This window comes from Micromonospora sp. DT46, from assembly GCF_049841735.1.
GTDB lineage: Bacteria > Actinomycetota > Actinomycetes > Mycobacteriales > Micromonosporaceae > Micromonospora > Micromonospora reichwaldensis.
Genome location: NZ_JBNCKW010000013.1, coordinates 148,141 through 172,966, shown reverse-complemented (window position 1 = coordinate 172,966; position 24,826 = coordinate 148,141). Strand labels below are relative to the sequence as shown.

At 74.4% G+C, this 24,826-nt stretch carries 10 protein-coding genes; 1 reads left to right on the top strand and 9 read right to left on the bottom strand.

Annotation, left to right across the window (positions count from 1 at the left end; all coding sequences use genetic code 11):
- Nucleotides 1–23: 23 nt before the first annotated feature.
- The 9 genes from ACLQ20_RS29455 to ACLQ20_RS29415 form a co-directional block, all read right to left on the bottom strand.
- Nucleotides 24–1,193 carry an MFS transporter gene (locus tag ACLQ20_RS29455; RefSeq protein WP_425858206.1) on the bottom strand — a complete coding sequence of 390 codons (1,170 nt, stop codon included), beginning with the start codon at nucleotides 1,191–1,193 and terminating at the stop codon, nucleotides 24–26.
- Nucleotides 1,194–1,505: 312 nt separating this feature from the next.
- A complete protein-coding gene (gene mraY / locus ACLQ20_RS29450) occupies nucleotides 1,506–2,609 on the bottom strand; it encodes a phospho-N-acetylmuramoyl-pentapeptide-transferase (RefSeq protein WP_425858205.1) in 1,104 nt (367 codons plus the stop codon).
- Nucleotides 2,606–2,827 (bottom strand): hypothetical protein, encoded by a 222-nt coding sequence (locus ACLQ20_RS29445; RefSeq protein WP_358122259.1) that lies wholly within the window; start codon nucleotides 2,825–2,827, stop codon nucleotides 2,606–2,608. Before ACLQ20_RS29445 ends, mraY begins: the two co-directional genes overlap by 4 nt.
- A gap of 378 nt (nucleotides 2,828–3,205) precedes the next feature.
- Nucleotides 3,206–4,063, bottom strand: a complete 858-nt coding sequence (locus tag ACLQ20_RS29440) for a family 3 encapsulin nanocompartment shell protein (protein ID WP_151454978.1) — start codon at nucleotides 4,061–4,063, stop codon at nucleotides 3,206–3,208.
- Nucleotides 4,060–4,797 (bottom strand): sulfotransferase family protein, encoded by a 738-nt coding sequence (locus tag ACLQ20_RS29435; protein ID WP_151454977.1) that lies wholly within the window; start codon nucleotides 4,795–4,797, stop codon nucleotides 4,060–4,062. Before ACLQ20_RS29435 ends, ACLQ20_RS29440 begins: the two co-directional genes overlap by 4 nt.
- A gap of 58 nt (nucleotides 4,798–4,855) precedes the next feature.
- Nucleotides 4,856–5,839, bottom strand: a complete 984-nt coding sequence (locus ACLQ20_RS29430; RefSeq protein WP_151454976.1) for an aldo/keto reductase — start codon at nucleotides 5,837–5,839, stop codon at nucleotides 4,856–4,858.
- A gap of 44 nt (nucleotides 5,840–5,883) precedes the next feature.
- Nucleotides 5,884–9,009 (bottom strand): non-ribosomal peptide synthetase, encoded by a 3,126-nt coding sequence (locus ACLQ20_RS29425; protein WP_425858204.1) that lies wholly within the window; start codon nucleotides 9,007–9,009, stop codon nucleotides 5,884–5,886.
- Between the two features lie 448 nt (nucleotides 9,010–9,457).
- On the bottom strand, nucleotides 9,458–11,026 hold the full coding sequence (locus ACLQ20_RS29420; protein ID WP_327029353.1) for a fatty acid--CoA ligase: 1,569 nt from the start codon (nucleotides 11,024–11,026) through the stop codon (nucleotides 9,458–9,460).
- Between the two features lie 36 nt (nucleotides 11,027–11,062).
- Nucleotides 11,063–11,245, bottom strand: a complete 183-nt coding sequence (locus tag ACLQ20_RS29415) for a hypothetical protein (protein ID WP_151454973.1) — start codon at nucleotides 11,243–11,245, stop codon at nucleotides 11,063–11,065.
- A gap of 543 nt (nucleotides 11,246–11,788) precedes the next feature.
- On the opposite strand from ACLQ20_RS29415, the gene ACLQ20_RS29410 reads away from it, so the two are divergent.
- Nucleotides 11,789–24,760: an SDR family NAD(P)-dependent oxidoreductase gene (locus ACLQ20_RS29410; RefSeq protein ID WP_425858203.1), complete on the top strand. Its 12,972-nt coding sequence runs from the start codon at nucleotides 11,789–11,791 to the stop codon at nucleotides 24,758–24,760.
- The last annotated feature ends 66 nt before the right edge of the window (nucleotides 24,761–24,826 follow it).

Sequence of the window (24,826 nt, the reverse complement as noted above, 5' to 3'; positions counted from 1 at the left end):
GCGAGGCATGGGTGGGTGGGAGGTCAGCCGGAGTGTTGGTTCAACGGGGAGCGGCGGGGCAGCATCGTCCACGCCGAGAGGGCCGCCGACAGCAGCGCCGCCAGCAGCATCACCTGGAAGACCGCCGGGTAGCCGGCCATGCTGGCGACCAGGCCGGCCAGCGGCGCCCCGGCCACCAGGCCGATGTCCCAGAACGAGGTGAACGCGCCGAGCGCCGTCCCCTGGTGGGCCGGGTCCGTGCGGTTGATCACCAACAGGGCCAGCGCCGGGAAGAGCAGCGAGAGCCCGGCGCCGATCACCAGCCCGCCGAGGACCGCGACCAGCAGGTTCGGCGCGACCGCGACCAGGAGCAGCCCCACCGCCTCCACCAGGGCCGACCCGACGGCCACCCGGCCGGCGCCGAGCTTGTCGGGCAGCCCGCCCACGACGAGCCGCACCCCCACGTAGGTGAAGCCGAACGCGTTGAACGCGACGATGCCGTTCTCGATGCCCCGCTCCGCCATGTGCAGGGCCACGAACGCGGCCAGCGCGGCGTAGCCGAACCCGGCCAGGGAGAGCGCGACGCCGGGCGCCACCGCGCTGCGCGGCAGGATGCCGGCCCGGCCCGCCGGGCTCGCCTGCTGCGGCCGCGGTCGGGTCGCGACGAGCGCGGCCCCGACGGCCGCCGCCAGGACCGCGAACAGCCACACCGCGGGATAGCCGGAGGTACGCAGCAGCACCGCGCCGAGCAGGGCGCCCAGCGTGATGCCCAGCCACATGTAGATGCCGTACAGGCCGACGACGCGGCCCCGCCGGTCGGCCGGCGCCAGCGCCACCAGCCAGGCCGCGCCGGCGGTGTAGACGGCCGCCTCACCGATCCCGTGCAGGACCCGGACGCCGACCAGCACGCCGATGTTGCCGGCCACCAGGTAGGCCGCCCCGGCGGCGGCACACACCACCGCCCCGCCCAGCATCACCGTCCGGTACCCGTGCCGGTCGCCGACCCGGCCGGCGATGGGCCGGGCGATCACGGCGGAGACCGCGATCGCGGCGATCACCACCCCCACCTCGACCCGGTTGCCGTCCAGCTCGTCGAGGACGTAGAACGGCAGCACCGCCAGGGACGCGCCCACGCCGAGCAGGCACAGGAAGATCGCGGCGAAGAGCGGGACGATGGGCCGGTAGAACGATAGTTTCCCGCCGGTCGTGGTCATGCGGTGACGCTCCTAGCCCGTGCTCCGTGAGGCCTTGCTGGGCGGTGAGGTGGTCCGGCATCGCGGTTGCCGACGCAGGTCGAGTCCCCAGTGGACCGACCAGCGACCAGGCAGACCGAAGGCCGACCGGGCACCTCGCGCTCAGGATAGCGGCATCGAAGCGGAACGATCCAATCGACGACTCAAGACCGTCGCCGACGGCTGCGCCACCACCTGGATCCACGACCCCTCAACCGGGTCCGCGAACGCACCAGCCCCGGCGGCAGCCTGCTGACGGAGCAGCCCCGGGGCGAACCTCCGCGTCGCGTGACCTCATCCAACGACCGCCAGGAAATCCGAGTAGAACAGGCCCAGGCCGACCGCCACACAGACACCGGCCACGATCCAGAACCGGACCACGATGTTGACCTCGCTCCACCCGGCCAACTCGAAATGGTGGTGCAGCGGCACCATCCGGAAGACACGTCTTCCGGTGGTCCGGAACGAGACGATCTGGATCACCCAGGTCGTCGTGATGATGACGAAGAGCCCGCCAATCATGACCGAAAGCAGCGTCGTGCGGGTTGCCACCGCGAGCCCGCCGATCAGGCCGCCGAGCCCGAGCGAGCCCACGTCACCCATGAAGATCCGCGCCGGAGACGTGTTCCACCACAGGAAGCCCACGCAGGCGCCGGCCGCCGCCGCCGCGATCATGGCGATCTCCAGGGGGTCCCGGACCTGGTAGCAATAGTCGTTCACGCGGGCGTACGCGTCGTCGGCACACCAGTGCCGGTACTGCCAGAAGCCGATCACCGCGTACGCGCCGAGCACCAGGATCGACGCGCCCGTGGCCAAGCCGTCGAGGCCGTCGGTGAGGTTCACGCCGTTCGACATCGCCATGATCACGAAGACGATGACCAGGACCGCGCCGACCTTGCCGACGTCCAGCCAGCTGATGTCGCGGATGAGCGAGATGTGCTCGCTGGCCACGGTCTGGCCGTCGGTGCTCGGCACGTAGAGCGCGGCGATGCCGAACCCGCCGCCGACGATCGCCTGGCCGAGCAGCTTGCCTTTGGCGGACAGTCCGTCGGAGTTGCGCCGGCGCACCTTCAGGAAGTCGTCGAAGAAGCCGACCGCGCCGCAGAAGACGAACAGGCCGAGCAGGACGAGGGCCGTCATTGTCGGGCCTTCCTGCGCGATCTGCCGTTCCGGGAGGGTGGTCAGGGCGATGTGCCCGGCGACGTAGGCGAAGACGGTCGCCACGATGAAGATGACGCCGCCCATCGTGGGCGTGCCCTTCTTTCCCTGGTTGCTGGCAAGCCCGATGGATCGGATCGGCTGGCCTGCCTTGAGCGCGGTGAAGACGCGAATCGCCACCGGCGTGCCGAACAGGGAGATGACGAATGCGACCACAGCCGCGACGATGACCGCCCTCACGGGCGAGCCTCCACGCCCGGGGTCACCCGCAGGTCGCTGCCGTCCGCGCCCTGCCACCGCGGCAGCGATTCCGAGAGCGGGCGGTCGAAGATCTCGCCAAGATTCCTGGCCTCCCCGGTCGCCAGGCGCTTGACCAGGCCGGGAGCATTCGTCCCTATCGCCTGACGGACAGATCTGAATCGGCCATGCAGGTTGTCCTTCGCGAGATCATCGATCACGGGACACGAGCATGCCATCCGACCGCGAGCGGAGCAGCCCCCTTTGAGGTACATGGCGTCCTGATCACGAACGACTGGTCCGGCGTTCGGTCGGGTAACCGCTGGGGGGAACCAGCATTCCGACCGAGGCGCGGGTTCGCGATGAACTCCAGGGTCCGTCATGGTGTCCGTCGGCGGAAGTGTCCGCACGTGGGACGCTGTCGAGCTGATGTCGCAGACGATTCACCGCCGTCTGGGGCCACGGTGGCCCGGACGACGCCTGATGTCACAGACGACTCAGCTCGACAGCGTCACACACCCTCCCACCCCAGACCGGCTCGGCGGCCACCACCGTCCCTAGCAGCCCGGATCACCCGGCCAAGGCTGTACGACGAGGCGCTAGGCCGGTACGACGTGGAAGAAGTGGGTCGGCAGGTGCACGGCCAGTCCCTCGTGGATCTCGGCGCAGACGGCCGGGCCGTCGGTGGACAGGGTGCCGGGCGGCGGGGTGTCGACGCGGATCGCGGACCGCCCCGCGTCCAGCAGGCGGGCCGCCATCGCGAAGTCGCCCACCACCGCCTCGCCCGGCGCCACCATCCGCGTACGGCTGATCTGGACGCCGTTGCGGGTCAGGTCCGTCAGGAGGGAGCCCTTCCCGAGCAGGTGGGTGTAGTAGTCCCGCGGGTTGACGATCATCGCGTGCGGGGTGGCCCCGGTCTGCTCGATCTCGTCGCAGGCGGCGAGCAGGCCGCTGAGCCAGTCGTGCCGGTACGGCAGCCGCCCGATCTCCGGGTGCCGCAGCAGGCCGCCCTCGCCGATGGTCAGCGCCTGGTTCTCGGCCGTGGCGAGGCGGACCAGCAGCCGGTAGTCGATGAAGGAGGCCAGCGCCTCCGGGTCGTCGGCGAGTTCCTCGGGGATACGCACCCAGGCGCGGATCGGGTGCACCCCGGCGGAGGCGGTGCCGAACCGGAAGGCGGCCTCCCGGCGCAGGACCGACTCGTGCACGGCGGCGGCCTCGCCCGCGTCGGGCCGGCCCTCGGACCAGAACCGGACCGGCTCCATGCCGACCGGCCGCTTGCGGAACAGGTTGCGCACGGTCACCCGGGGGCGTTCCTTGGTCGGCTGGAAGGCGTCCGTGATGGTGTAGTCGAAGCGCACCTCGGCGCCGGCGGGATCGTCGGCGTACGCGCGGGCGAACAGCTCACCCGGCGACAGCGTCGACGACGCGGTCACGGGCGGCGCGGCGGTGGTGGTCATGAGTCCTCCCCGATGGAGATGGCGTGCCGGATCAGCCGCTCGTAGAAGGGCTGGTGGTAGTCGTGGTACGACCGCAGGGTGTCGTTGTTGGCGACGGTCACCTCGAAGGACTTCTCGACCGGCGAGAAGCCCGAGGTGCGTTCGACGTCGAGGTGCCACTTGCGCGTACGCCGCCACTCGGTGCGCTCCCCCGGCGCCCAGTTCAGCGCCTCGGGCAGGAACGGCAGCCCCACGGCCTCGCACCAGGCCGACACCGTCTCCCCCGGGTGCCGCAGCAGGTCCTCGGCCCGGATCACCACCGGCGGCCGGTGCGCGGTCCGGCTGACCAGGTCGTACAGCTCCCACTGGTGCTCGTAGCCGATCTCCGGGCAGGTCACCGTCGGCTTGATCGCGTAGTGCGAGCTGATCGTGCGGGCCGGTTCCCGGACGATGAAGGTGTGCGTGACGTCGGCGATCGCCCCGGGATCGGCGAACAGGTGCCGGTAGCGGTATTCGAGCGTGTCCTTGACGAAGACGGTCCGGTCCCGGCCCAGCTCCGTCAGGTGCGCGACGACCTCGGCCGCATCGGTCACGGTGACGGTGCCGCCGTCGGCGGCGGGCAGCTCGACGTGTCCCTCGTCGACGAGGGTGACCAGGGGCTCGTGGACGACCGTGACGTCGCCGCGGGCGATCATCATGCGCAGGAACGCGGTGGAGAGCGCCCGGGGATGCGCCCACATGGCGATCACCGGCATGCCGGCCTCCCGTACCGCGTCTCCCGCCACCCCGGGGCGGCGCCGCGGCGGGGCGCGCTCACTGCGACCACGACGTCGGCTTGCGGTCCCACCGGTGGCCGCGCAGCGTGTCCAGCAGCCCGGCGTCCAGCGGTACGCCGTCGCTGACGGCCAGGTTGGCGCGGACGTGCTCGGCGCGGCGCATGCCGGGGATCACCGTGCTCACCGCGGGGTGGTGCAGGATGAACCGCAGCGCCAGCTCCGGCATGGTCATCCCCGCCGGCACGTCGGCGGCCAGCCGCTCGGCGCGCTCCACGCTGGGCAGCAGGTTCTCCGGCCCGAAGTACGTGCTGCGCCAGTCCTCCTCCGGCCAGGTGCTGTCGGCGGTCAGCGTGCCGGTCAGCGTCCCCTCGTCGAACGGGACGCGGGCGATGATCGCGATGTCGTCGCGCTGGGCGCGCGGGAACAGCTCGTCCTCCGGCGCCTGGTCGAAGATGTTGTAGATGACCTGCACGACGTCGATCAGGCCGGTGTCGAGGGCGGCGTGGCAGTTCGTCGGCTCCCACCGGTTGACGCTGATCCCGACGCCGTCGACCAGGCCCTCCCGCTTGAGGTCCGCGACGGCCTCCTGCCAGCGGCCGTCGGCGGCCCACCGGTCCTCCCAGACGTGGAACTGGAGCAGGTCGATCCGGTCCACGCCGAGGTTCTCGAGGCTGCGGTGGGTGAACTCGCGGATGTGCTCGGCCGGGAAGACGTCGTCCAGGGTGTCCTGGGGGCCGGGCGGCCACTCGCGGTTCTTCGGCGGGATCTTGGTGGCCAGGTACAGCCGGCGGTCCGGGTGCCGGCGCACCAGGCCGCCGAGGAGCTGCTCACTGACGCCCCGCCCGTAGACCCAGGCGGTGTCGAAGAAGTTGCAGCCCCGTTCCACCGCCTCGTCCAGGCAGGCCGGCGCGGTGTCGTAGTCCCAGCCGGTGAAGCCGCCGGGCCCGCCCCCGATGCCCCACATCCCGTACCCGACCTCGCTGACCTGCCAGTCGAGCCGACCCATCCTGCGGTATCGCATTCCACTCCCTCATCCGTGCCGGAAATTGCGTCGCGCGCGACCGTTCACCCTGGTCCCGCCGGCAGCAGCAGCCGGTCGGCCTCCCGCCCCTCGTGCGCGCCCAGCCAGGCGCGGTAGGCGCCGACGGACGGGCCGAGCCGGTGGTCGGTGAAGCCCCGGCGGCGTTCCAACTCGGCGCAGCCGTCGCGCCGGAAGAGCCGGGGGTTGTCGGTGAGCAGCGTCGCGAAGACCGCGCGCAGCCGCTCCTCGTCGGCGCCCGCGCCGGGCGGGAAGAGGGCCAGCAGCACGGCGGCGTCGCGGTCGCCCTCGCCGGCCGCCTCGCGCAGCCCCGCCAGGAACCGCGCGCAGCTCACCCGGGGCAGGGCGTCCGCGCCGCCCAGCGGCAGGTCGGTGAAGTCGACGCTCACCGGGTGCAGGACGTGCAGCGTGCCGCCCCACTGGCGCGGGTCGACGACCGTGGCGACGATCCGCCGGGCGGCCCAGTCCACCGGCGTCCAGTCGGAGCGCACGGGCGCGTCGGGCCGCATCCCCAGCCGGTGGCAGGCCGCCAGCAGCAGGTGGGTCAGGGCCCGGGGGTTGGGGTGGCCGTCGTCGGCCGCGGGCATCACCTCGCCGAGGCGCAGCACCGTGACGGTCGCGCCGCGCCGCCGGGCGTCGTCGAGGTACCGCTCCGCCACCCACTTCGACCGGCTGTAGCCGCTCGTCGGCGGGACGGCGAGGGCCGGGTCGTACGTCTCGGGCAGCGGCTGCGGATGGCGGGCGGCCTCGCTGTCGAGGACGCCGAGGGTGGAGACGTGGTGCAGCGGCTTCGGCCGTCCCGTCAGGCACAGCCGCAGCAGCTCGGCGGTGCCGAGGACGTTCGCTGCGCGGTGGGCCCGGTAGTCGAACAGGAAGTTGACAAGCGCCCCGGCGTGCAGCACGAGGTCGCAGTCGTGGGCCAGCCGGTCCCACGCCTGCGGGGTCAGGCCGAGGGCCGGGCTGCCGAGGTCGGCCGCGTACCCGTGCAGGCGCGGGCCGTGGCCGGGCCGCCACAGGCCCCGCTCGGCCAGCGCGCGCACGACGCGGGCGGTGGCCTCGGCGTCGTCGGCCGCGCGGGCCAGGCAGAGCACCCGGACGTCGGTGGTGGCGAGCAGCTCGTGCACCAGGCGCGCGCCGACGAAGCCGGTGGCGCCGGTTACCAGGACCGTACGCGGCGCCCGGCGCCGGCCGACGGGGCGTACGGGCAGGTCGGCCGGGATCTTCGCGTCCCGCTCCACCAGCTCGTCCTCGGTCTCGGTGGGATCGGCCGTGCGCAGCCGTACGGCGAGCGCCCGGGCGAGCCGGGCGGCGCTGCGGTGGGTGAACAGGTCCTGCACGCCGACGCGCAGGCTCTGGTCCGCGCCGAGGGCGGTGACCGCGTCGAGGGCCTGGAGCGAGTCGCCCCCGGCGTCGAGGAAGTCGGTGTCGGGGTCGAGGTCGGGCCGGCCGAGGACCGTCCGGAACACCCCCAGCACCCGCTCGGGCAGCGTCCGCGCCTCGGCGGGCGCGGCCGACGGACGGGTCCGGTCGGCGAACGTGCGGTCCAGCCATGCCTCCAGCGCCTGCCGGTCGACCTTGCCGTTGCCGGTCAGCGGCAGCGCGTCGCGCACGACGACGTGCCGGGGCACGTGGGTCCGGGGCAGCAGCAGCCGCAGGTGCGCCCGCACCTGCGGCTCGGTCACCTCGGGGTCGGCGGCGAGGAAGAGGGCCAGCGACTTCCCCCGGTGCTCGCGGGCGAGCAGGACCTTCGCCTGCCGTACGCCGGCCAGCCGGGTGGCGGCGGTCTCGATCTCACCCGCCTCGATCCGGACGCCGTTGACCTTGAGCTGGTGGTCGCGGCGGCCGGCGAAGTGCAGCCGGCCGTCGGGGGCGATCCGGCCGAGGTCGCCGGTGCGGTAGAGCCGGGCACCCGGGATGTCGGGCAGCGGGTTGGGCACGAACACCTCGGCGGTGCGGGCCGGGTCGCCGAGGTATCCCTCGCCCAGGCACACGCCGCCGATGACGATCTCGCCGGTCTCGCCCGGCGGCAGGGGGCGCAGCTCGTCGTCCACGACGGCGGCGTAGCAGTTGTCGATGGGCCGGCCGATGGGGATGACGTCGCCGTCGCTGCGGGCGACGGTGTGGAAGATCATTCCGATCGACGCCTCGGTCGGGCCGTAGCCGTTGGTGACCGCCACGCCCGGCACCAGTTCGACCAGCCGGTGCACCGCCCAGGGGTCGATCTCCTCGCCGCCGACGATCACGTTGCGCAGCGAGGCGACGGCGCGGCGGGCCGCCGGGTCCCGGTCCAGGACCGACACCAGCGCGCCGAGCACGCTCGGCACGAAGTCGGTCATCGTGACGGTCTCGTCGGCGATGGTCCGGATGGTCCGCTCGACGTCGAGGAACCCGCCCTCGACCGGCACCACCGTGCGGCCTCCGGTGGTCAGCGGCCAGAACATCTGCCACACCGACGAGTCGAAGGTGTGCCGGCTGTTCTGGAGCACCACCTCGTCGCCGGTCGCCGCGAAGTGTCGCGTCATGAACCGCAGCCGGTTGGCGATCCCGTCGTGCCGGTTCAGTGCGCACTTCGGGGTGCCGGTGGTGCCGGAGGTGAAGATGCCGTAGATCAGGTCGGCCGGGCCGATCGGCACGCCGGGCCGGCGGCGGGTCGGGGTGATCTCGTCGAGGTCGACGGGCAGGCAGGGGACGTCGCCGGTGTCGGGACGCGGGCCGGTGCCGCGTACCACCGCGAGCCGGGGCCGCACCTCCCGCAGCGAGGCGTGCAGCCGGTCCGCCGGCCAGCCGGGATCGACGGGCACGAAGGCCGCGCCGAGCTTCATCAGCGCCAGGTCGACGACGGGCAGCTCGAGCCCGTCGGCAATCAGGACGGGCACCACGTCGCCCCGCCGGACGCCCCGCCCGGCCAGGGCGGCGGCGACGCCGTTGGCCAGGTCGTCGAGTTCGCGGTACGTCAGCGAACGGCCCCGGAACGACACCGCCCGGCGGTGCGGGTGCCGGTCGACGCGCTCCTCGACCATGCCCGGCACGGCCAGGAAGGGCCGGTCGTCGTACGCCCTCCCGGCGGCCGCCGCAGTGGTGGCGGTGCACCGGCAGGTGGGCCCGTCGGAGACGGGAACCGCCGCCGCGGATCCGGTGTCGCCCGCCCTCATCACGCCTCCTGTCCCCGTGCCCGCAGGCCTGTCGTCATGCTGCGGACGGGACGAATCCGACCCGACGCGCAGCAAGGGTAGTTATCGGCGCCGGTCGATGCCCTGGCTGCTGGTCAAGGACACTAGAGGGCCGATCGATGGGAGGGAATATGCAACTTTCTGCTACATCGATTCCCGTCACTTGGAAGTGGTGACCGCGCTCCCCGCGCGCCGCCCGTCCGGCAGACAGGCCTCCCACCAGGGAATCCTTCGCCCACCTGCCGGCGTACGCGGAGATTCCACGCTGGACCGTCGGTTACGCGCGGAGGTGTACCGGCGGCGCGAACGGACACCCCCGCCACCCGACAAGCAGGCGCGATGACGGACGGTAGCCAGCAACGCGCGGGCCGTTCGAGCCGGCGCAGCGGGTCGCGGGTGTCCCGCTCGCTGGTCACCGCCGTCATCGCGATCAGCTCACCCGACGGTCGTGCCCCTGCCAGAACCTTTCCCGCAGCTCGCGCCGCAGGATCTTCCCGCTGGGGTTGCGCGGCACCCGGTCGATGAACTCGTAGTGCAGCGGCTGCTTGAAGCCGGCGAGCTGGCCGCGCAGGTGCAGCGCCAGGTCGCGCTCGGTGAGCTGCTGCCCCTCCACCGGCACCACGAACGCGTAGACGGCCTCGCCCCAGCGCTCGTCCGGCACGCCCACGACCGCCGACTCGGCGACCAGCGGGTGCCGGCTGATCACGTTCTCGACCTCGACGGGATAGACGTTCTCTCCCGAGACGATGATCATGTCCTTGATCCGGTCCCGGATGTACAGGTAGCCGTCCTCGTCCAGCAAGCCGGCGTCACCGGTGACGACCCAGCCGTCGACGAGCGTCTTCGCCGTGGCCTCCGGCAGGTTCCAGTACTCCACCATCACGCCCGGCGAACGCAGCCAGACCTCGCCGACCTCGCCGGCCGGCAGCGGGTCGCCCTTGTCGTCCACGATCTTGACCTCGAAGCCCGGGTACGGCAGCCCCGCCGACTGCATCTTGCCGCCGTCCGGGGTGTGGTCGGCCGGGGGCAGGCAGACGGCGGAGTTGCCGGTCTCGGTCAGGCCGTAGATCTGGGCGAACTCGCAGCCGAAGCCCTCGATGCAGCGGGCCAGCAGCGCCGTCGAGATGGGCGCGCTGCCGTAGACGATCTTCCGCAGCGAAGCGAAGTCCGCCTTGGTGACGCCGGGCTCCGCGAGCAGCAGTCGCAGCATCGAGGGCACCGCGAGGATGGTGGTGACGCGCAGCGATCTGATCAGCCCGACCGCGCCCGCAGTGTTGAACTCGCGCATCAGCACGTTCGTGGCGCCCGCGGCGAAACCCATCGCCGCCCACGACAGGCCGCCGATGTGGAAGCCGCCGTTGCAGAGGAGGCTGACGTCGCTCTCGCGCAGGTCGAGCCAGTCCAGGTTCTCCGAGGCGAGCCCGTCGCGTACCGCGAAGAAGCTGCGGTGCGCGAGGACGACGCCCTTCGGCAGCCCCGTCGTGCCGCTGGTGTACATCTGCGCCAACGGCGTGTCGGACGTGACCTTGGCCAGCACGTTCGCGTCCGGCTGCGCCGACACCCAGGCCGCGAAGCCGGCGCGGGCCACGCCGCCGTCGTCCAGCGCGACCACCTGTCGCAGCATCGGCAGCTCCGGCGCCAGCTTCTCGGCGACCGGGGTCGAGTCGGCGTCGACGAAGAGCAGGGCCGCGCCCGAGTCGCGCAGGATGTGCTCGACCTCGCCGGCGGCCAGCCGCCAGTTGATCGGCACGAACACCACGCCGGCCTTCGCGGCGCCGAAGAGCAGGTCGTAGAAGTGCTCGGACTCCCTGCCCAGGTAGGCGACGCGGTCCCCGGGGCGCAGGCCCGCCGCCTGGAGGCCGCGTGCCACCTGGTTGCTGACGCGGTGCAGGGTGGCGTAGTCGACGCGCCGGCCCTCGCAGATGATCGCGACGGCGTCCGGCTGCTGGACGGCGTGCCGGCGCGCCACGTCGACGAGCGTGCGCAACTGAACGGTCACCAAGTCCTCCTCAGTGGACGTACGGGTGGGGGCGGCTCACGCCGCGTCGGCCTGGGAACGCATGCCGGGCGGGTTGACCAGCGCCATCCGCACCTCGCACTCGGCGATGCCGCCGTCGTCGTCTGCAAGACGCCGGGGCATGTCGATGATCTGGACGAAATCGCCCTCCGCGCTCGCCAGCCCATCGGCCGCGCTGGGCCTGGCCCGCGACGTCGTCATCGCTGTTCCTCCTTGTGCACGAGTGCGAACTGAACGTAATCAGCGCGTGTCCATCACCCGGTAACAGCGGAAGAACTGGCCCACGGGCCCGATTCGGGACCCGTACCCGTGAGGTGAGGCGTCACCGCACCAACGGCCGTCGTCCCGGCAGTTACCCGAGCGTGGACGGCCTGAGGGCACCATGGGCGCGCGGGCGGTCCCTCCCGCCCGGCGCACCGCATCCGACAGCGATTCCTTCCGAGCGATCACAGCGAGGACGACATGGCGGACACGTGCCCGGTGCACGGGCATCGGCAACTGATGGACGACGACCACTTCGCGAGCCCGTACGCGTCGTACGACGCCCCGAAGCGGTTCCCCGACCCGCCCTCCGGGAGCTGTGCACCCGTTTCCCGGACATCGAGCTCGCCGCCCCCCGGGGGTCGCTGAAGGTCAGGCGTACGCCGCCGGTGCCCGCCCTGGTGTCCCTTCCGGTCACGGTCTGAGCGCATCCCCACCCACGGTCCGCATCACCACTGCTATCCGACAAGAGGTTGTTGAACCATGCCGCGTACCGATCTGCTCCGGCCCCTGCCCGAACTGCTCCGGACCAACGCCGACCGGTCCGGCAACCAGGTCGCGTACGCCGATTCGCGGCGGAACGTGACCCACGCGGAGCTGGAGATACGAACGGCGCGGCTCGCCGGCCACCTCGCCGACCTCGGCGTGTGGCCGGCGGACCGCGTCGTCGTCCTGCTCGACGGCGTCACGGCGGTGGAGGGCGTCCTCGCCGTCGTCCGGGCCGGCGGCATCGCGGTGCCGCTGGACCCGGCCCTGGACGACGCCGAGCTGGCCCGGCTGGTCGAGGACGCCGGCGCCGACGCGGTCATCACCGACGCGGCCAACGCGGCGCGGGTGTCCGTGTCGGTCCTCGTCGTCGACGGCGGGCACGACGGCGACGGGCACTCGTTCGAGGATCTGGCGACGACCGACCCGGCGTCGCCACCCCAGGACGACGCCGGCCTCGACGACCTGGCGTTCCTCACCTGGACGGCGGGGACGACCGGCCGCCGCAAGGGCGTGCTGTCCACGCAGCGCAACGCGCTGTGGCCCGCCGCCGCGGCAACGTACGTGGCCGGACTCGGGTGGACGGCGGACGACCGGGTGCTGTGGATGCTGCCGGTGCACGCCTGCTTCGGGCAGCTCCTCGCCGCCACCGCGGCGGGGGCGTCGGTACGCCTCGCCGGCGGCCTCTCCCCCGCCGAGCTGCGGGCCACGCTCGCCGCGCAGGGCAGCACCGTGCTGGTGGGCGCCGGCGCGACGCACCGCGCCCTGCTGGACGCCCCGGGCCCCGACCCGCAGGGGGTACGAATCGCGCTGGCCGTCGGCCCCGTGGACCCGGCGCTGCGCGGTTCCTTCGAGGCCGCGTTCGCCGCGCCGCTGCTCACCGGCTACGTGACCACCGAGACGTCCGGCCTGATCGCGGTGAGCTGGCCCAACGGCGACGCGGAACGACGCTGCCTGCCCCTGCCGGGCCTGAGCGTGCGGGTGGTCGACCCCGCATCGGGCGCCGACCTGGGCCCCGGCCAGGAGGGTGAGGTCTGGGTCAGCGGCCCGAACGTGATGGCCGGCGGCTACCACGACCTCGCCGCCGAGACGGCCGAGGCACTGCGCGGCGGCTGGTACCGCACGGGCGACCTGGCCCGCCGCGACGACTCCGGGCACCTCACGGTCACCGGCCGGCTGGCCGACGCGGTCGAGGTCGGTGGCGAGCGGGTCCGGCTGGACCGGATCGACGCGGTGCTGCGCGGCGTCGCGGGGGTGGCCGACGCGGCAGCCCTCGCCGGGCCCGACGGTCCGGTCGCGTTCGTCGTCGGGTCCGACGTGGACACCGCCGGCCTGCTGGCGCGGTGCCGCGCGGAACTGCCCGCCGCGGCCGTGCCGGTCGAGACGTACCTGGTGCGGGAGATCCCCCGCACCGCCCTCGGCAGCCCCGCCCGGCACCGGCTCCCCGAGCTGCCCGCCCGCCTGGTCGGCGTGGCCTCGTCGCTGCCCGACCGGCTGCACGCGCTGCGCTGGGAGCCGGCACCGGAGCCCGGCTCCGAGTCGGACTCCGGTCGGCTCGCCTGGGCGGTCGTGGGCCCGCCCGAGCTGACCGCCGACCTCACCGACGACGACCTGACCGTCGACAGCTACCCCGACCACACCGCGCTGTCCGAGCTGCTGGCGCGGGTGCTCGACGAGGACCACCCGGCGGACTCGCGCCTGGTCGTACTGACCCGGGGCGGCCTGCACGGCGACGACGAGGCGGCCCCCGGGCAGGCCGCCGCCTGGGCGCTCGCGCGGGCCCACCAGCTCCGCCGTCCCGGCCGGCTCGTGCTGCTCGACGCCGACCGGGTCGGCGCCGAGGAGCTGCGCGCGGCCGTGGCCTGCGGCGAGGACGTGCTGGCCGTACGCGAGGGCGAACTGCTCGTGCCCCGGTACGCGGACGTCCCCGCCCTGCCCGGCGGCGCACCGCTGCGGGGCACGGTCGTGCTCGTCGCCCGGTCGTACGACGCGGCGCTCACCCGCCACCTCGTGGCGGCCCACGACGTACGCGAACTGGTCCTGGTGGGGCCGGACGACGTGCCGGCGGGCGCCCCGGCGGAGCTGGCGGCGTTCGGCGCCGAGGTCTGCGTGCACCCGGACGTGCCGTTCGACCCGGAGACGCTGGCGGCCGTGCTCGGCGACCGGCCGGTCACCACCGTCGCGGCGGTGGACCTCACGGTCGAGGAGACGCTGGCGCTGCACACCGCGCCGCTCGGGCGCGCCCCGGCCAACCTCGTGCTGCTCACCGACGGCCGCGACGTCGCCGCCACCGTCGCCGCCGACGCGCTGGTGCGGCACCGGCGCGCGCTCGGCCTGCCCGGCGTCTCCGTGGCGTGGAGCGCGCCAGGGTTCGCCCGGCCCCCCGCGGCACGACGTAGCGCCCTCCTCGACGCCGCGCTGGCCTCGGGCGAGCCCTGCGTCGTCGCCGCGCGCCCCGTGCTGGCCGCCGACGCCGGCACCGACGGCGCCGGCAACGCCCTGGCCGAGCGGCTACTGGCGTCCCCGGCGGACGACCGGCTCGGCCTGCTGCGCGAACTCGTACGCGCCGCGACCGGCGAGGTCCTGGGTGACCAGGCGCCCGCGACGATCGACGGCGAGACGCCGTTCCGCCAACTCGGTTACGACTCGCTCATCGCCGTGCAGCTGCGCAACCGGCTCTGCGCCGCGACCGGCCTCAGCCTGCCGGCGAGCCTGGTCTTCGACTACCCGACGCCGGACATCCTCGCCGGCCACCTGCTCGACGCCCTGGGGCTGGGCACGGCCGAGGCGGCGCCGGCCACGGTCGAGGCGTACGACGAGAGCGAGCCGATCGCGATCGTCGGCATGGCCTGCCGCTACCCGGGCGGCATCACCTCCCCGGACGACCTGTGGCGGGTGGTCGCGGACGGCACGGACGTCATCGGCGAGTTCCCCACCAACCGCGGCTGGGACCTCGCGGCGCTGTTCGCGGGCGACGGGCCGGGCACGTGCAACGCGACCGCCGGCGGCTTCCTGCACGACGCGGACGAGTTCGACGCGGAGTTCTTCGGCATCAGCCCCCGCGAGGCGCTGGCGATGGACCCGCAGCAGCGGGTGTTCCTGGAGACCGCGTGGGAGGCGCTGGAGCACGCCGGCATCCCGCCGACCTCGATGCGCGGCAGCGACACCGCCGTCTTCACGGGCCTGCACGTGCAGAACTACGGCCGGCTCGGGCACAGCGAGGAGGACGGGGTCGACGGCCACCTCATCACCGGCACCGCGAGCAGCGTGGCGTCCGGCCGGGTCGCGTACGCCCTGGGCCTGGAGGGCCAGGCGATGACCGTCGACACCGCCTGCTCGGCGTCGCTGGTCTCCCTGCACCTGGCCGTACGCGCGCTGCGCTCCGGCGAGTGCTCGATGGCCCTGGCGGGGGGCGTGACCGTGATGGCCGGCACGGAGACCTTCACCGAGTTCTCCCGGCAGAACGGCCTCTCCCCCGACGGGCGGTGCAAGGCGTTCTCCGACGACGCCGACGGCACCGGCTGGGGCGAGGGCGTCGGCGTGCTGGTGGTCGAGCGGCTCTCCGACGCCCGCCGCAACGGCCACCGCGTACTGGCGGTCGTCCGCGGCTCGGCCGTCAACCAGGACGGCGCCTCCAACGGCCTCACCGCCCCCAACGGGCCCTCGCAGCAGCGGGTCATCCGCGCCGCGCTCGCCAACGCGGGCCTCGCGGCCGGCGAGGTGGACGCACTCGAGGCGCACGGCACCGGCACGGCCCTGGGCGACCCCATCGAGGCCCAGGCGATCCTCGCCACCTACGGCCAGGGCCGCGAACAGCCACTCTGGCTCGGCTCGCTCAAGTCCAACATCGGCCACACGCAGGCCGCCGCCGGCGTCGGCGGCGTGATCAAGATGGTCCTCGCCCTGCGCAACGGGCTGCTGCCGCGCACCCTGCACGTCTCGGAGCCGAGCCGCAAGGTGGACTGGTCGGCCGGGGCGGTGTCGCTGCTGACCGAGCCGGTCGCGTGGCCCGCCGGCGAGCGGCCGCGCCGGGCCGCCGTCTCGTCGTTCGGGATGAGCGGCACGAACGCGCACGTGATCATCGAGGAGCCGCCCGCCGCCGACGCCCCGGCCGCCGACGCCCCCGCCGCCCCGCCTGTGCTGCCGTTGCTGCTGTCGGCGCGCTCCGAGCAGGCGGTACGGGAGCAGGCCCGCCGGCTGCACGACCACCTCGCCGACCGGCCCGAGCTGTCGGTCGCCGACGTCGGCCGGTCCCTCGTCACCACCCGGGTCGCCTTCGGCCACCGGGCCGCGGTCACCGGCGCCAACCGGCAGGACCTGCTCGACGGCCTCGCCGCCCTCGCCGCCGGTCAGGGCACCGCCGACGTGTTCACCGGCACCGCCCGCCCCGGCGGGCTGGCGTTCCTGTTCACCGGTACGGGCGCCCAGTACCTCGGCATGGGCACCGAACTCGCCGCCGCGTACCCCGTCTTCGCGGACGCCTTCGACGAGGCCTGCGCCGAGCTGGACCGCCACCTGGACAAGCCGGTACGCGAGATCATCCGCAGCGACGACCTGCACCGCTTCGCGTACACGCAGCCGGCCCTGTTCGCCTTCGAGGTCGCCCTCCACCGGCTCGTCGAGTCGTGGGGCATCCGCCCCGACTTCGTGGCGGGGCACTCCCTCGGCGAGCTCTCCGCCGCGTACGTGGCCGGTGTCTGGTCACTCGCCGACGCCGCGAAGCTCGTCGCCGCACGCGCCACCCTCATGGCGGCCCTGCCGCTGGGCGGCGTGATGGTCGCCGTGCAGGCCACCGAGGAGCAGGTCACCCCGTACCTGAGCGAGCAGGTCGGCATCGCCGCCATCAACACCCCCACCGACCTGGTCATCTCCGGCGACGAGGCCGCCACCCTCGCCGCCGCCGAACAGCTCGCCGCGCTCGGGCACAAGACCAAGCGGCTGCCGATCCCACTGGGCGCCCACTCCCACCTGATGGACCCGATGCTCGACGACTACCGCGCCGTCGCCGCGTCCATCACCCACCACGAACCCCGCATCGGGCTGATCTCCACGGTCGACGGGCAGCCGCTGCGCTCCACGCCCGAGCACTGGGTCACCCAGGTCCGCCGGGCCGTACGCTTCCACGACGCCGTCGCCGCCCTCACCGCCGCCGGCCGCGTCGAGACCTTCCTCGAGATCGGCCCCGACACCGTCCTCGCCACCACCACCGGCGACGCCACCGGCATCGCCACCATGCGCCGGGGGCAGCCCGAGACGCACAGCCTCGCCCGGGCCGTCGGCCACCTCTTCACCGTCGGGACCAGCCCCGACGCCGACGCCTACTTCCCCGGCGCCCGCGAGGTGCCGCTGCCGACGTACCCGTTCCAGCGGAGGTCGTACTGGCTGCGGCCCACCGCCGGGGGCGACGTGGGCACGGCCGGCCTCACCGCGGCACGCCACCCGCTGCTCGGCGCGGTGCTGGGCGTCGTCGACACCGACCGGCTCGTGCTCACCGGGCGGCTCTCCCTACGCGAGCAGCCGTGGCTGGTCGACCACGCCGTCCTCGACACGGTCCTGCTGCCCGGCACCGCGTTCCTCGAACTGGCCGCGCACGCCGCCGAGCACACCGGCAGCGGCACGATCGAGGAACTCACCCTCCAGGCCCCGCTGACGCTGACCGAGGAGCAGCGGGTCAACCTCCAGGTGTGGGTCGGCCGACCCGACGAGCAGGGCCGCCGCGAGTTCGGCGTGTACTCCCAGCCGGCCGGGCAGCCGCCGGGCGCGGAGTGGACGTGCCACGCCTCGGGCACGCTGGCCGACGCACCCGCGCCGGCCCCGGTGGTCGACGAGTGGCCGCCAGCCGGCGCGGAGCCCGTCGACGTCGGCGACTTCTACGGCTGGCTGCTGGCGCGCGGATTCTGCTACGGCCCCGCCTTCCAGGGCGTCCAGGAGGTGTGGCGGCGCGGCGACGAGCTGTTCGCCCGGGCCACCCTGCGCACCGAGGACGAGCCGGCCGCCGTGCGCTACGGCGTACACCCGGCGCTGCTCGACGCCGCCATGCACCCGCTCGTGCTGCACCTCGACGGCGGCGGGAACCCGGCGGGCCGGGCCTGGCTGCCCTTCTCCTGGCGGGGGGTGCGGCTGCACCGCCGCGGGGCCTCGGCGCTGCGGGTCCGGCTGACCCCGGCCGGCGAGAACACCCTGCGGGTGAGCACCACCGACGACGACGGCAACCCGGTGCTGAGCGCCGACGCGGTCGCGGTCCGGCCGGTCACGACGGACGGCCTGGCCGGCGCGAGCGGCCCCACCGCCGCGCTGTACCGCACGGACTGGGTGCCCGTGGCCGCCCCGACCGGCACCGGCACGCCCGACGTCGAGGTGTTCCGGGTCGAGGCGGGCGACACCGCCGACGCCGTACGACAGTCCCTCCACGACACGCTGGCGACGCTCCAGCGGGCCGCGGCCGGCACCGCGCGGCTGGCCGTGGTCACCCGCGGCGGCGACCTCGCGGGCGCGGCGGCGTGGGGCATGGTCCGCTCCGCCCAGACCGAGCACCCGGACCGCTTCGTCCTCGTCGAGACCGACGGCACCGACAAGTCGGAGCGCGCCCTCGCCGCCGCGCTCGCCACCGGGGAGCCGCAGCTCGCCGTCCGCGACGGGGCGCTGACCGTGCCGCGGCTCGCGCGGCACGCCGCCGCCACCCAGGACGGCGCGCTGTTCGACCCGACGGGGGCCGTCCTGATCACCGGTGGCACCGGCACGCTCGGCGCCGCGCTCGCCCGCCACCTGGTCACCCGGCACGGCGCGGAACACCTGGTCCTCGCCTCCCGCCGGGGCCTGGACGCGCCGGGCGCCGCCGCGTTGGCCGAGGAGCTGACCGCCCTCGGCGCCACCACGGTCGACGTCGTCGCGTGCGACACCGCCGACCGCGACGCGCTGTCGGCGCTGCTCGACGGGCTCGCCCGGCCGCTGGTGGGCGTGGTGCACACCGCAGGCGTGCTCGACGACGGCATCCTGGAGTCGCTCACGCCCGACCGCCTCGACGCCGTCCTGCGACCCAAGCTCGACGCCGCGCTCAACCTGCACGAGCTGGCCGGCGACGTCGACCTGTTCGTGCTCTACTCCTCCGTCGCGAGCGTCATCGGCACCGCGGGGCAGGCGAACTACGCGGCGGCGAACGCGTTCCTCGACGCCCTGGCCGCACAGCGCCGGGCCGAGGGCCGGGCCGCCACCTCGCTGTCCTGGGGCCTGTGGGCCGAGGCCAGCGCGATGACCAGTCAGCTCGGCGAGACCGACCTGGCCCGCATCGCGCGCGGCGGTCTCCTCCCGCACAGCGTCGAGGAAGGGCTCGCGCTGTTCGACGCCGCGTGCCGCTCGGACCTCGCGCACCTGGTGCCCGTCACCATCGACGTCGCCGCGGTACGCGCCGCCACGAACGCCGCGCCGCCGCTGCACGGCCTGGCCAGGGTGCCGCGCCGGCGGCAGGCCGCGACCCGGCCGGGCGCCACCGCGCTGGCCCGCGAGCTGGCCGGGCGCAGCGAGGAGGAGCAGCGCGGGCTGCTGCTCGACATCGTGCGTACGCAGGTCGCGACCGTGCTCGCCCAGCCGGACGCGGACGCCGTCTCCGTGGCCGAACCGTTCCGCCAGCTCGGCTTCGACTCGCTGATGGCCGTCGAGCTGCGCAACCGGCTCAACACCGCGACGGGGCTGCGGCTGCCCGCGACGTTGACCTTCGACTACCCCACCCCGGAGGCCCTCGTCGAGTACCTGCGGGGCGAGCTGGGTGACCGGGAGGACGAACCTCGGCCCGTCGTGGCGGCGGTCGCCGCCCGCCCCACCGACGAACCCATCGCGATCGTGGGCATGGCCTGCCGCTACCCCGGCGGCGTCACCTCACCCGACGAGCTGTGGCAGCTGCTGCTCGACGGCCGCGAAGGCATCAGCGGCTTCCCGACCGACCGCGGCTGGTCGCTGGACACGCTGTTCGACCCCGACCCGGACACCCCCGGCACCAGCTACGTCGACCAGGGCGGATTCCTGCTCGACGCGGCCGGATTCGACGCGGAGTTCTTCGGCATCAGCCCCCGCGAGGCGCTCGCGATGGACCCGCAGCAGCGGATCTTCCTGGAGACCTGCTCGGCGGCGCTGGAGAACGCCGGCCTCCGGCCGGACGCGCTGCGCGGCTCAGCCACCGGCGTGTTCACCGGCCTCATGACGCACGACTACGCCGCCGGGGCGAGCGCCGTACCCGACGGTGTCGAGGGGTTCCTGGGCACCGGAACCGCGGGCAGCGTCGCCTCGGGCCGGGTGGCGTACACGTTCGGGCTGGAGGGGCCGGCGGTCACCGTCGACACCGCCTGCTCGTCGTCGCTGGTCGCCCTGCACCTCGCCGTGCAGGCGCTGCGCTCCGGCGAGTGCTCCCTCGCGCTGACCGGCGGCGTGACCGTCATGTCCACCCCCAGCCTGTACGTCGAGTTCTCCAAGCAGCGGGGCCTCGCCCCCGACGGCCGGTGCAAGTCGTTCGCCGCCGCCGCGGACGGCACCGGCTGGGCGGAGGGCGTCGGCGTGCTGGTGGTCGAACGGCTCTCCGACGCCCGCCGCAACGGCCACCGCGTACTGGCGGTGGTACGCGGCTCGGCCGTCAACCAGGACGGCGCCTCCAACGGCCTCACCGCCCCCAACGGGCCCTCGCAGCAGCGGGTCATCCGGTCGGCGCTGGCCAACGCCGGGCTGTCGGCCGACCAGGTGGACGCCATCGAGGCGCACGGCACCGGCACCTCCCTGGGCGACCCCATCGAGGCCCAGGCCATCCTCGCCACCTACGGCCAGGACCGCGAACGCCCGCTCTGGTTGGGCTCGCTCAAGTCCAACATCGGCCACGCCCAGGCCGCCGCCGGCGTCGGCGGGGTCATCAAGATGGTCCTCGCCCTGCGGCACGGGCTGCTCCCGCGCACCCTGCACGTCGACGAGCCGTCGCCGAAGGTCGACTGGTCGGCGGGCTCGGTCGCGCTGCTGACCGAGCCGGCCGAGTGGCAGCGCAACGGCCACCCGCGCCGCGCCGGGGTGTCGTCGTTCGGCGTCAGCGGCACGAACGCGCACGTGATCATCGAGGAGCCGCCCGCCGAGGCCGACAGCGCCGACGCCGGCACGCCGCCGCAGGCCCTGCCGTGGCTGCTGTCCGCCCGCTCGGAGCAGGCCCTGCGGGAGCAGGCCCGCCGCCTGCACGACCACCTCGCGGCCCGCCCCGAACTGCCGGACGCCGACGTCGCGCGCTCCCTGGCCGCCCGGGTCCGGTTCACACAGCGGGCCGCCGTCGTCGGGACCGACCGGCGGGAACTCCTCGACGGCCTCGCCGCGCTGGCCGCCGGCCAGGAGGCCGCCAACCTGGTCACCGGCACCCCCGGGGCCGGCAGGTTGGCGTTCCTGTTCACCGGGCAGGGCGCGCAGCGGCTGGGCATGGGCGGCGAACTCGCCGCCGCGTACCCCGTCTTCGCCACCGCGTTCGACGAGGTCTGCGCCGCCCTCGACGCGCACCTCGACCAACCGCTGCGCAAGGTCATCGACACCGACGAGGTGCACCAGACCGGCTACACCCAACCCGCCCTGTTCGCCTTCGAGGTCGCCCTCTACCGGCTCCTCGAATCCTGGGGCATCCGCCCCGACCACCTCGCCGGACACTCCATCGGCGAACTCGCCGCCGCCCACGTCGCCGGCGTCTGGGACCTCGCCGACGCCGCGAAACTCGTCGCCGCCCGCGCCCGGCTCATGCAGGCCCTCCCCACCGGGGGCGCCATGGTCGCCGTGCAGGCCACCGAGGAACAGGTCACCCCGTACCTCTCCGACGTGGTCGGCGTCGCCGCCGTCAACACCGGCACCGACCTCGTCCTCTCCGGCGACGAGGCCGCCACCCTAGCGACCGCCGAGGCACTCGCCGCGCAGGGCCACCGAACGAAGCGGCTCACCGTCTCGCACGCCTTCCACTCCCACCTGATGGACCCCGTCCTCGACGACTACCGAGCCGTCGCCGACTCCATCACCCACCGGGAGCCCACCGTTCCCGTCATCTCCACCGTCGACGGCCGACCGCTGCGTTCCACCCCCGACCACTGGGTCACCCAGCTGCGCCACACCGTCCGCTTCCACGAGGCCGTCGAGGCTCTCGCCGGCACGCACCACGTCGGCACCTTCCTCGAGATCGGCCCCGACACCGTCCTCGCCACGGCCGCCGCCACCGGCGACGCCACCGCCATCGCCACCGCCCGCCGGGGGCAACCCGAGACCGCGACCCTCGGCAGGGCCGTCGGACGACTCTTCACCGCCGGGACCGGCCCCGACGCCGGCGCGTACCGGGCGGGCGCCCGCGAGGTGGAGCTGCCGACGTACGCGTTCCAGCACCAGCGGTACTGGCTGGTCCCCGACGAGGGGCCGGCGGACGCCGCCGGGCTCGGGCTCGGGGCGGCGGACCATCCGCTGCTCGGAGCGGTGCTGGCGCTCGCCGACTCCCAGCGGAGCGTGCTCACCGGCCGGCTCTCCCTGCGCGAACAGCCCTGGCTCGCCGACCACGCCGTCCTCGGCACGGTCCTGCTGCCGGGTGCCGCGTTCGTCGAACTCGCGCGGCGGGCCGCCGAGCACGTCGACCTCGACCGCATCGAGGAGCTGACCCTGCACGCGCCGCTGGTGCTGCCGGCCGACGGCGCGGTACGGGTGCAGGTGGAGGTCGGGGAGCCCGACGAGGCCGGGCGCCGGCCGCTGCGGGTGCACTCCCGGCGCGAGGACGCGCTCGACGGCGAGCCGTGGACGCAGCACGCGAGCGGGCTGCTCGACGCCGCAGGGGAGGCCGAGGCCGGCTGGGCCGGTGAGTGGCCGCCCGCCGACGCCGTGCCGGCCCCGGTCGAGGAGTTGTACGACCGCATCGCCGACCTCGGCGTCGACTACGGCCCCGCGTTCCGGGGACTGGTGGCGGCCTGGCGGCGCGGCGACGAACTGCTCGCGGAGGTCGCGCTCCCCGTCGACGCGCCGGCGGGTCGCTTCGGACTGCATCCGGCGCTGCTGGACGCGGCCCTGCACCCGATCTCCCTGGCCACCGGGGCCGACGGTCCGCTGCGCCTGCCGTTCAGCTGGCACGGCGTACGAGTGCTGACCACCGGGACGACGGCCCTGCGGGTGCGGATCACGCCCACCGCCGGCGACGCCTACGCCCTGGCGCTCGCCGACGGCACCGGCATGCCGGTGGCCACGGTCGAGTCCCTGGTCGCGCGCCCGGTGACCATCGAGCAGCTGCGCACCACCGCCGGTCCGGACGGGCTGCACCGGTTGGAGTGGCAGCCCGTCCCCACGCCCGTGGCCCCCGCCGGCACCTTCGACGTGTTCCAGGTCGGGACCGGCACGGACGCCGAGGCGGTACGGGCCGCCGTGCACGACGCGCTCACGGCGGTCCAGGAGTGGCTGCCCGGCGACCGCTCCCCGCTGGTGTTCGTGTCCCAGGGCGCCACCGACGGCACGAACCCGGCGGGCGCGGCGGTCTGGGGCCTGGTCCGCTCGGCACAGACCGAGCATCCCGATCGTTTCGTCCTCGTCGACACCGACGACCCGGCTCTCGTCGGCGCGGCCGTCGCGACCGGGGAACCACAGGTGGCCGTCCGCGACGGGGTGCCGACCGTGCCGCGGCTCACGACGTTCGCGGCCGCCTCGGACCGCCGCCTGTTCGACCCGGCGGGCACCGTGCTCGTCACCGGCGGCACCGGAGCACTGGGCGCGGAACTCGCCCGCCACCTGGTCACCGCGCACGGGGCGCGGCACCTCGTGCTGACCTCCCGCCGTGGCCCGGCCGCGCCGGGCGCCGCGGAGCTGACGGCCGAGCTGGAGTCGCTGGGCGCCAGGATCACGGTCGCCGCCTGCGACGCCGCCGACCGGGCCGCGCTGGCGGACCTCCTGGCGTCCCTGCCCGACCTGGTCGGCGTCGTGCACGCCGCGGGCGTGCTGGACGACGGTACGGTCGAGTCGCTCACGCCGGAACGGGTGGACGCGGTGCTGCGGGCGAAGGTCGACGCGGCGCTCAACCTGCACGAGCTGGCCGGCGACGTCGAGATGTTCGTGCTGTTCTCCTCGGCGACCGGGGTGCTGGGCACGGCCGGCCAGGCGAACTACGCGGCGGCGAACGCCTTCCTGGACGCGCTCGCCGCCCGGCGTCGGGCATCCGGCCTCACGGCGACGTCGCTGGCCTGGGGCCTGTGGCGCAGCGGTGGCGCGATGACCGGTGGGCTCACCGAGGCCGACCTCGCCCGCATCGGGCGCACCGGCGTGCGGGCGCACACCGTCGAGGAAGGCCTCGCGCTGTTCGACGCGGCCTGCCGGACCGACGAGCCGTGCCTGGTCCCGATCAGGTTGGACGTGGGCGTCCTGCGCACGAGCACGTCGGCGCCGGCACCGCTGCGCTCCTTCACCCGCCCCCGGCGCGCCCCCTCGGCCGGCAGCGCGGCGTCGCTGTCCAGCCGGCTGGCCGGCCTCGCCGAGCCGGAGCAGCGCGAGGTGCTGCTGACCCTGGTACGCACGAACGTGGCCGCCGTGCTGGCCCACGGCTCGGTGGAGACCATCGCGGCGGACCAGGCATTCAAGCAGCTGGGCTTCGACTCGCTGACGGCGGTGGAGCTGCGCAACCGGCTCAACCAGGCCACCGGCCTGCGGATGCCGGCGACGCTGACGTTCGACCACCCCACGCCCGCGGCGCTCGTGGAGCACCTCATCGGGGAGCTGGGCGGCAACCAGGCGCAGCTCAACCTGCGCACCCTCGTCGACAGCATCGCCAGGGTCGAGGCGACGCTGGAGTTGGTGGACGCGGCGCAGACGGCGGAGACGGACATCGCCGCGGCCCTGCAACGGCTGCTCACCAGGTGGCGCGACAAGTCCAGCCCGGCCGAGGCCACGGACCTCGCCTCGGTCACGGCGGACGACCTGTTCGACATCCTGGACAGCGAGCTGGACAACGCCTGACCCCCGGGCGAGCCACGACCGCCCCCCACCCCGACGGACGACGGGGTGGGGGGCTGGTCCGTTCGC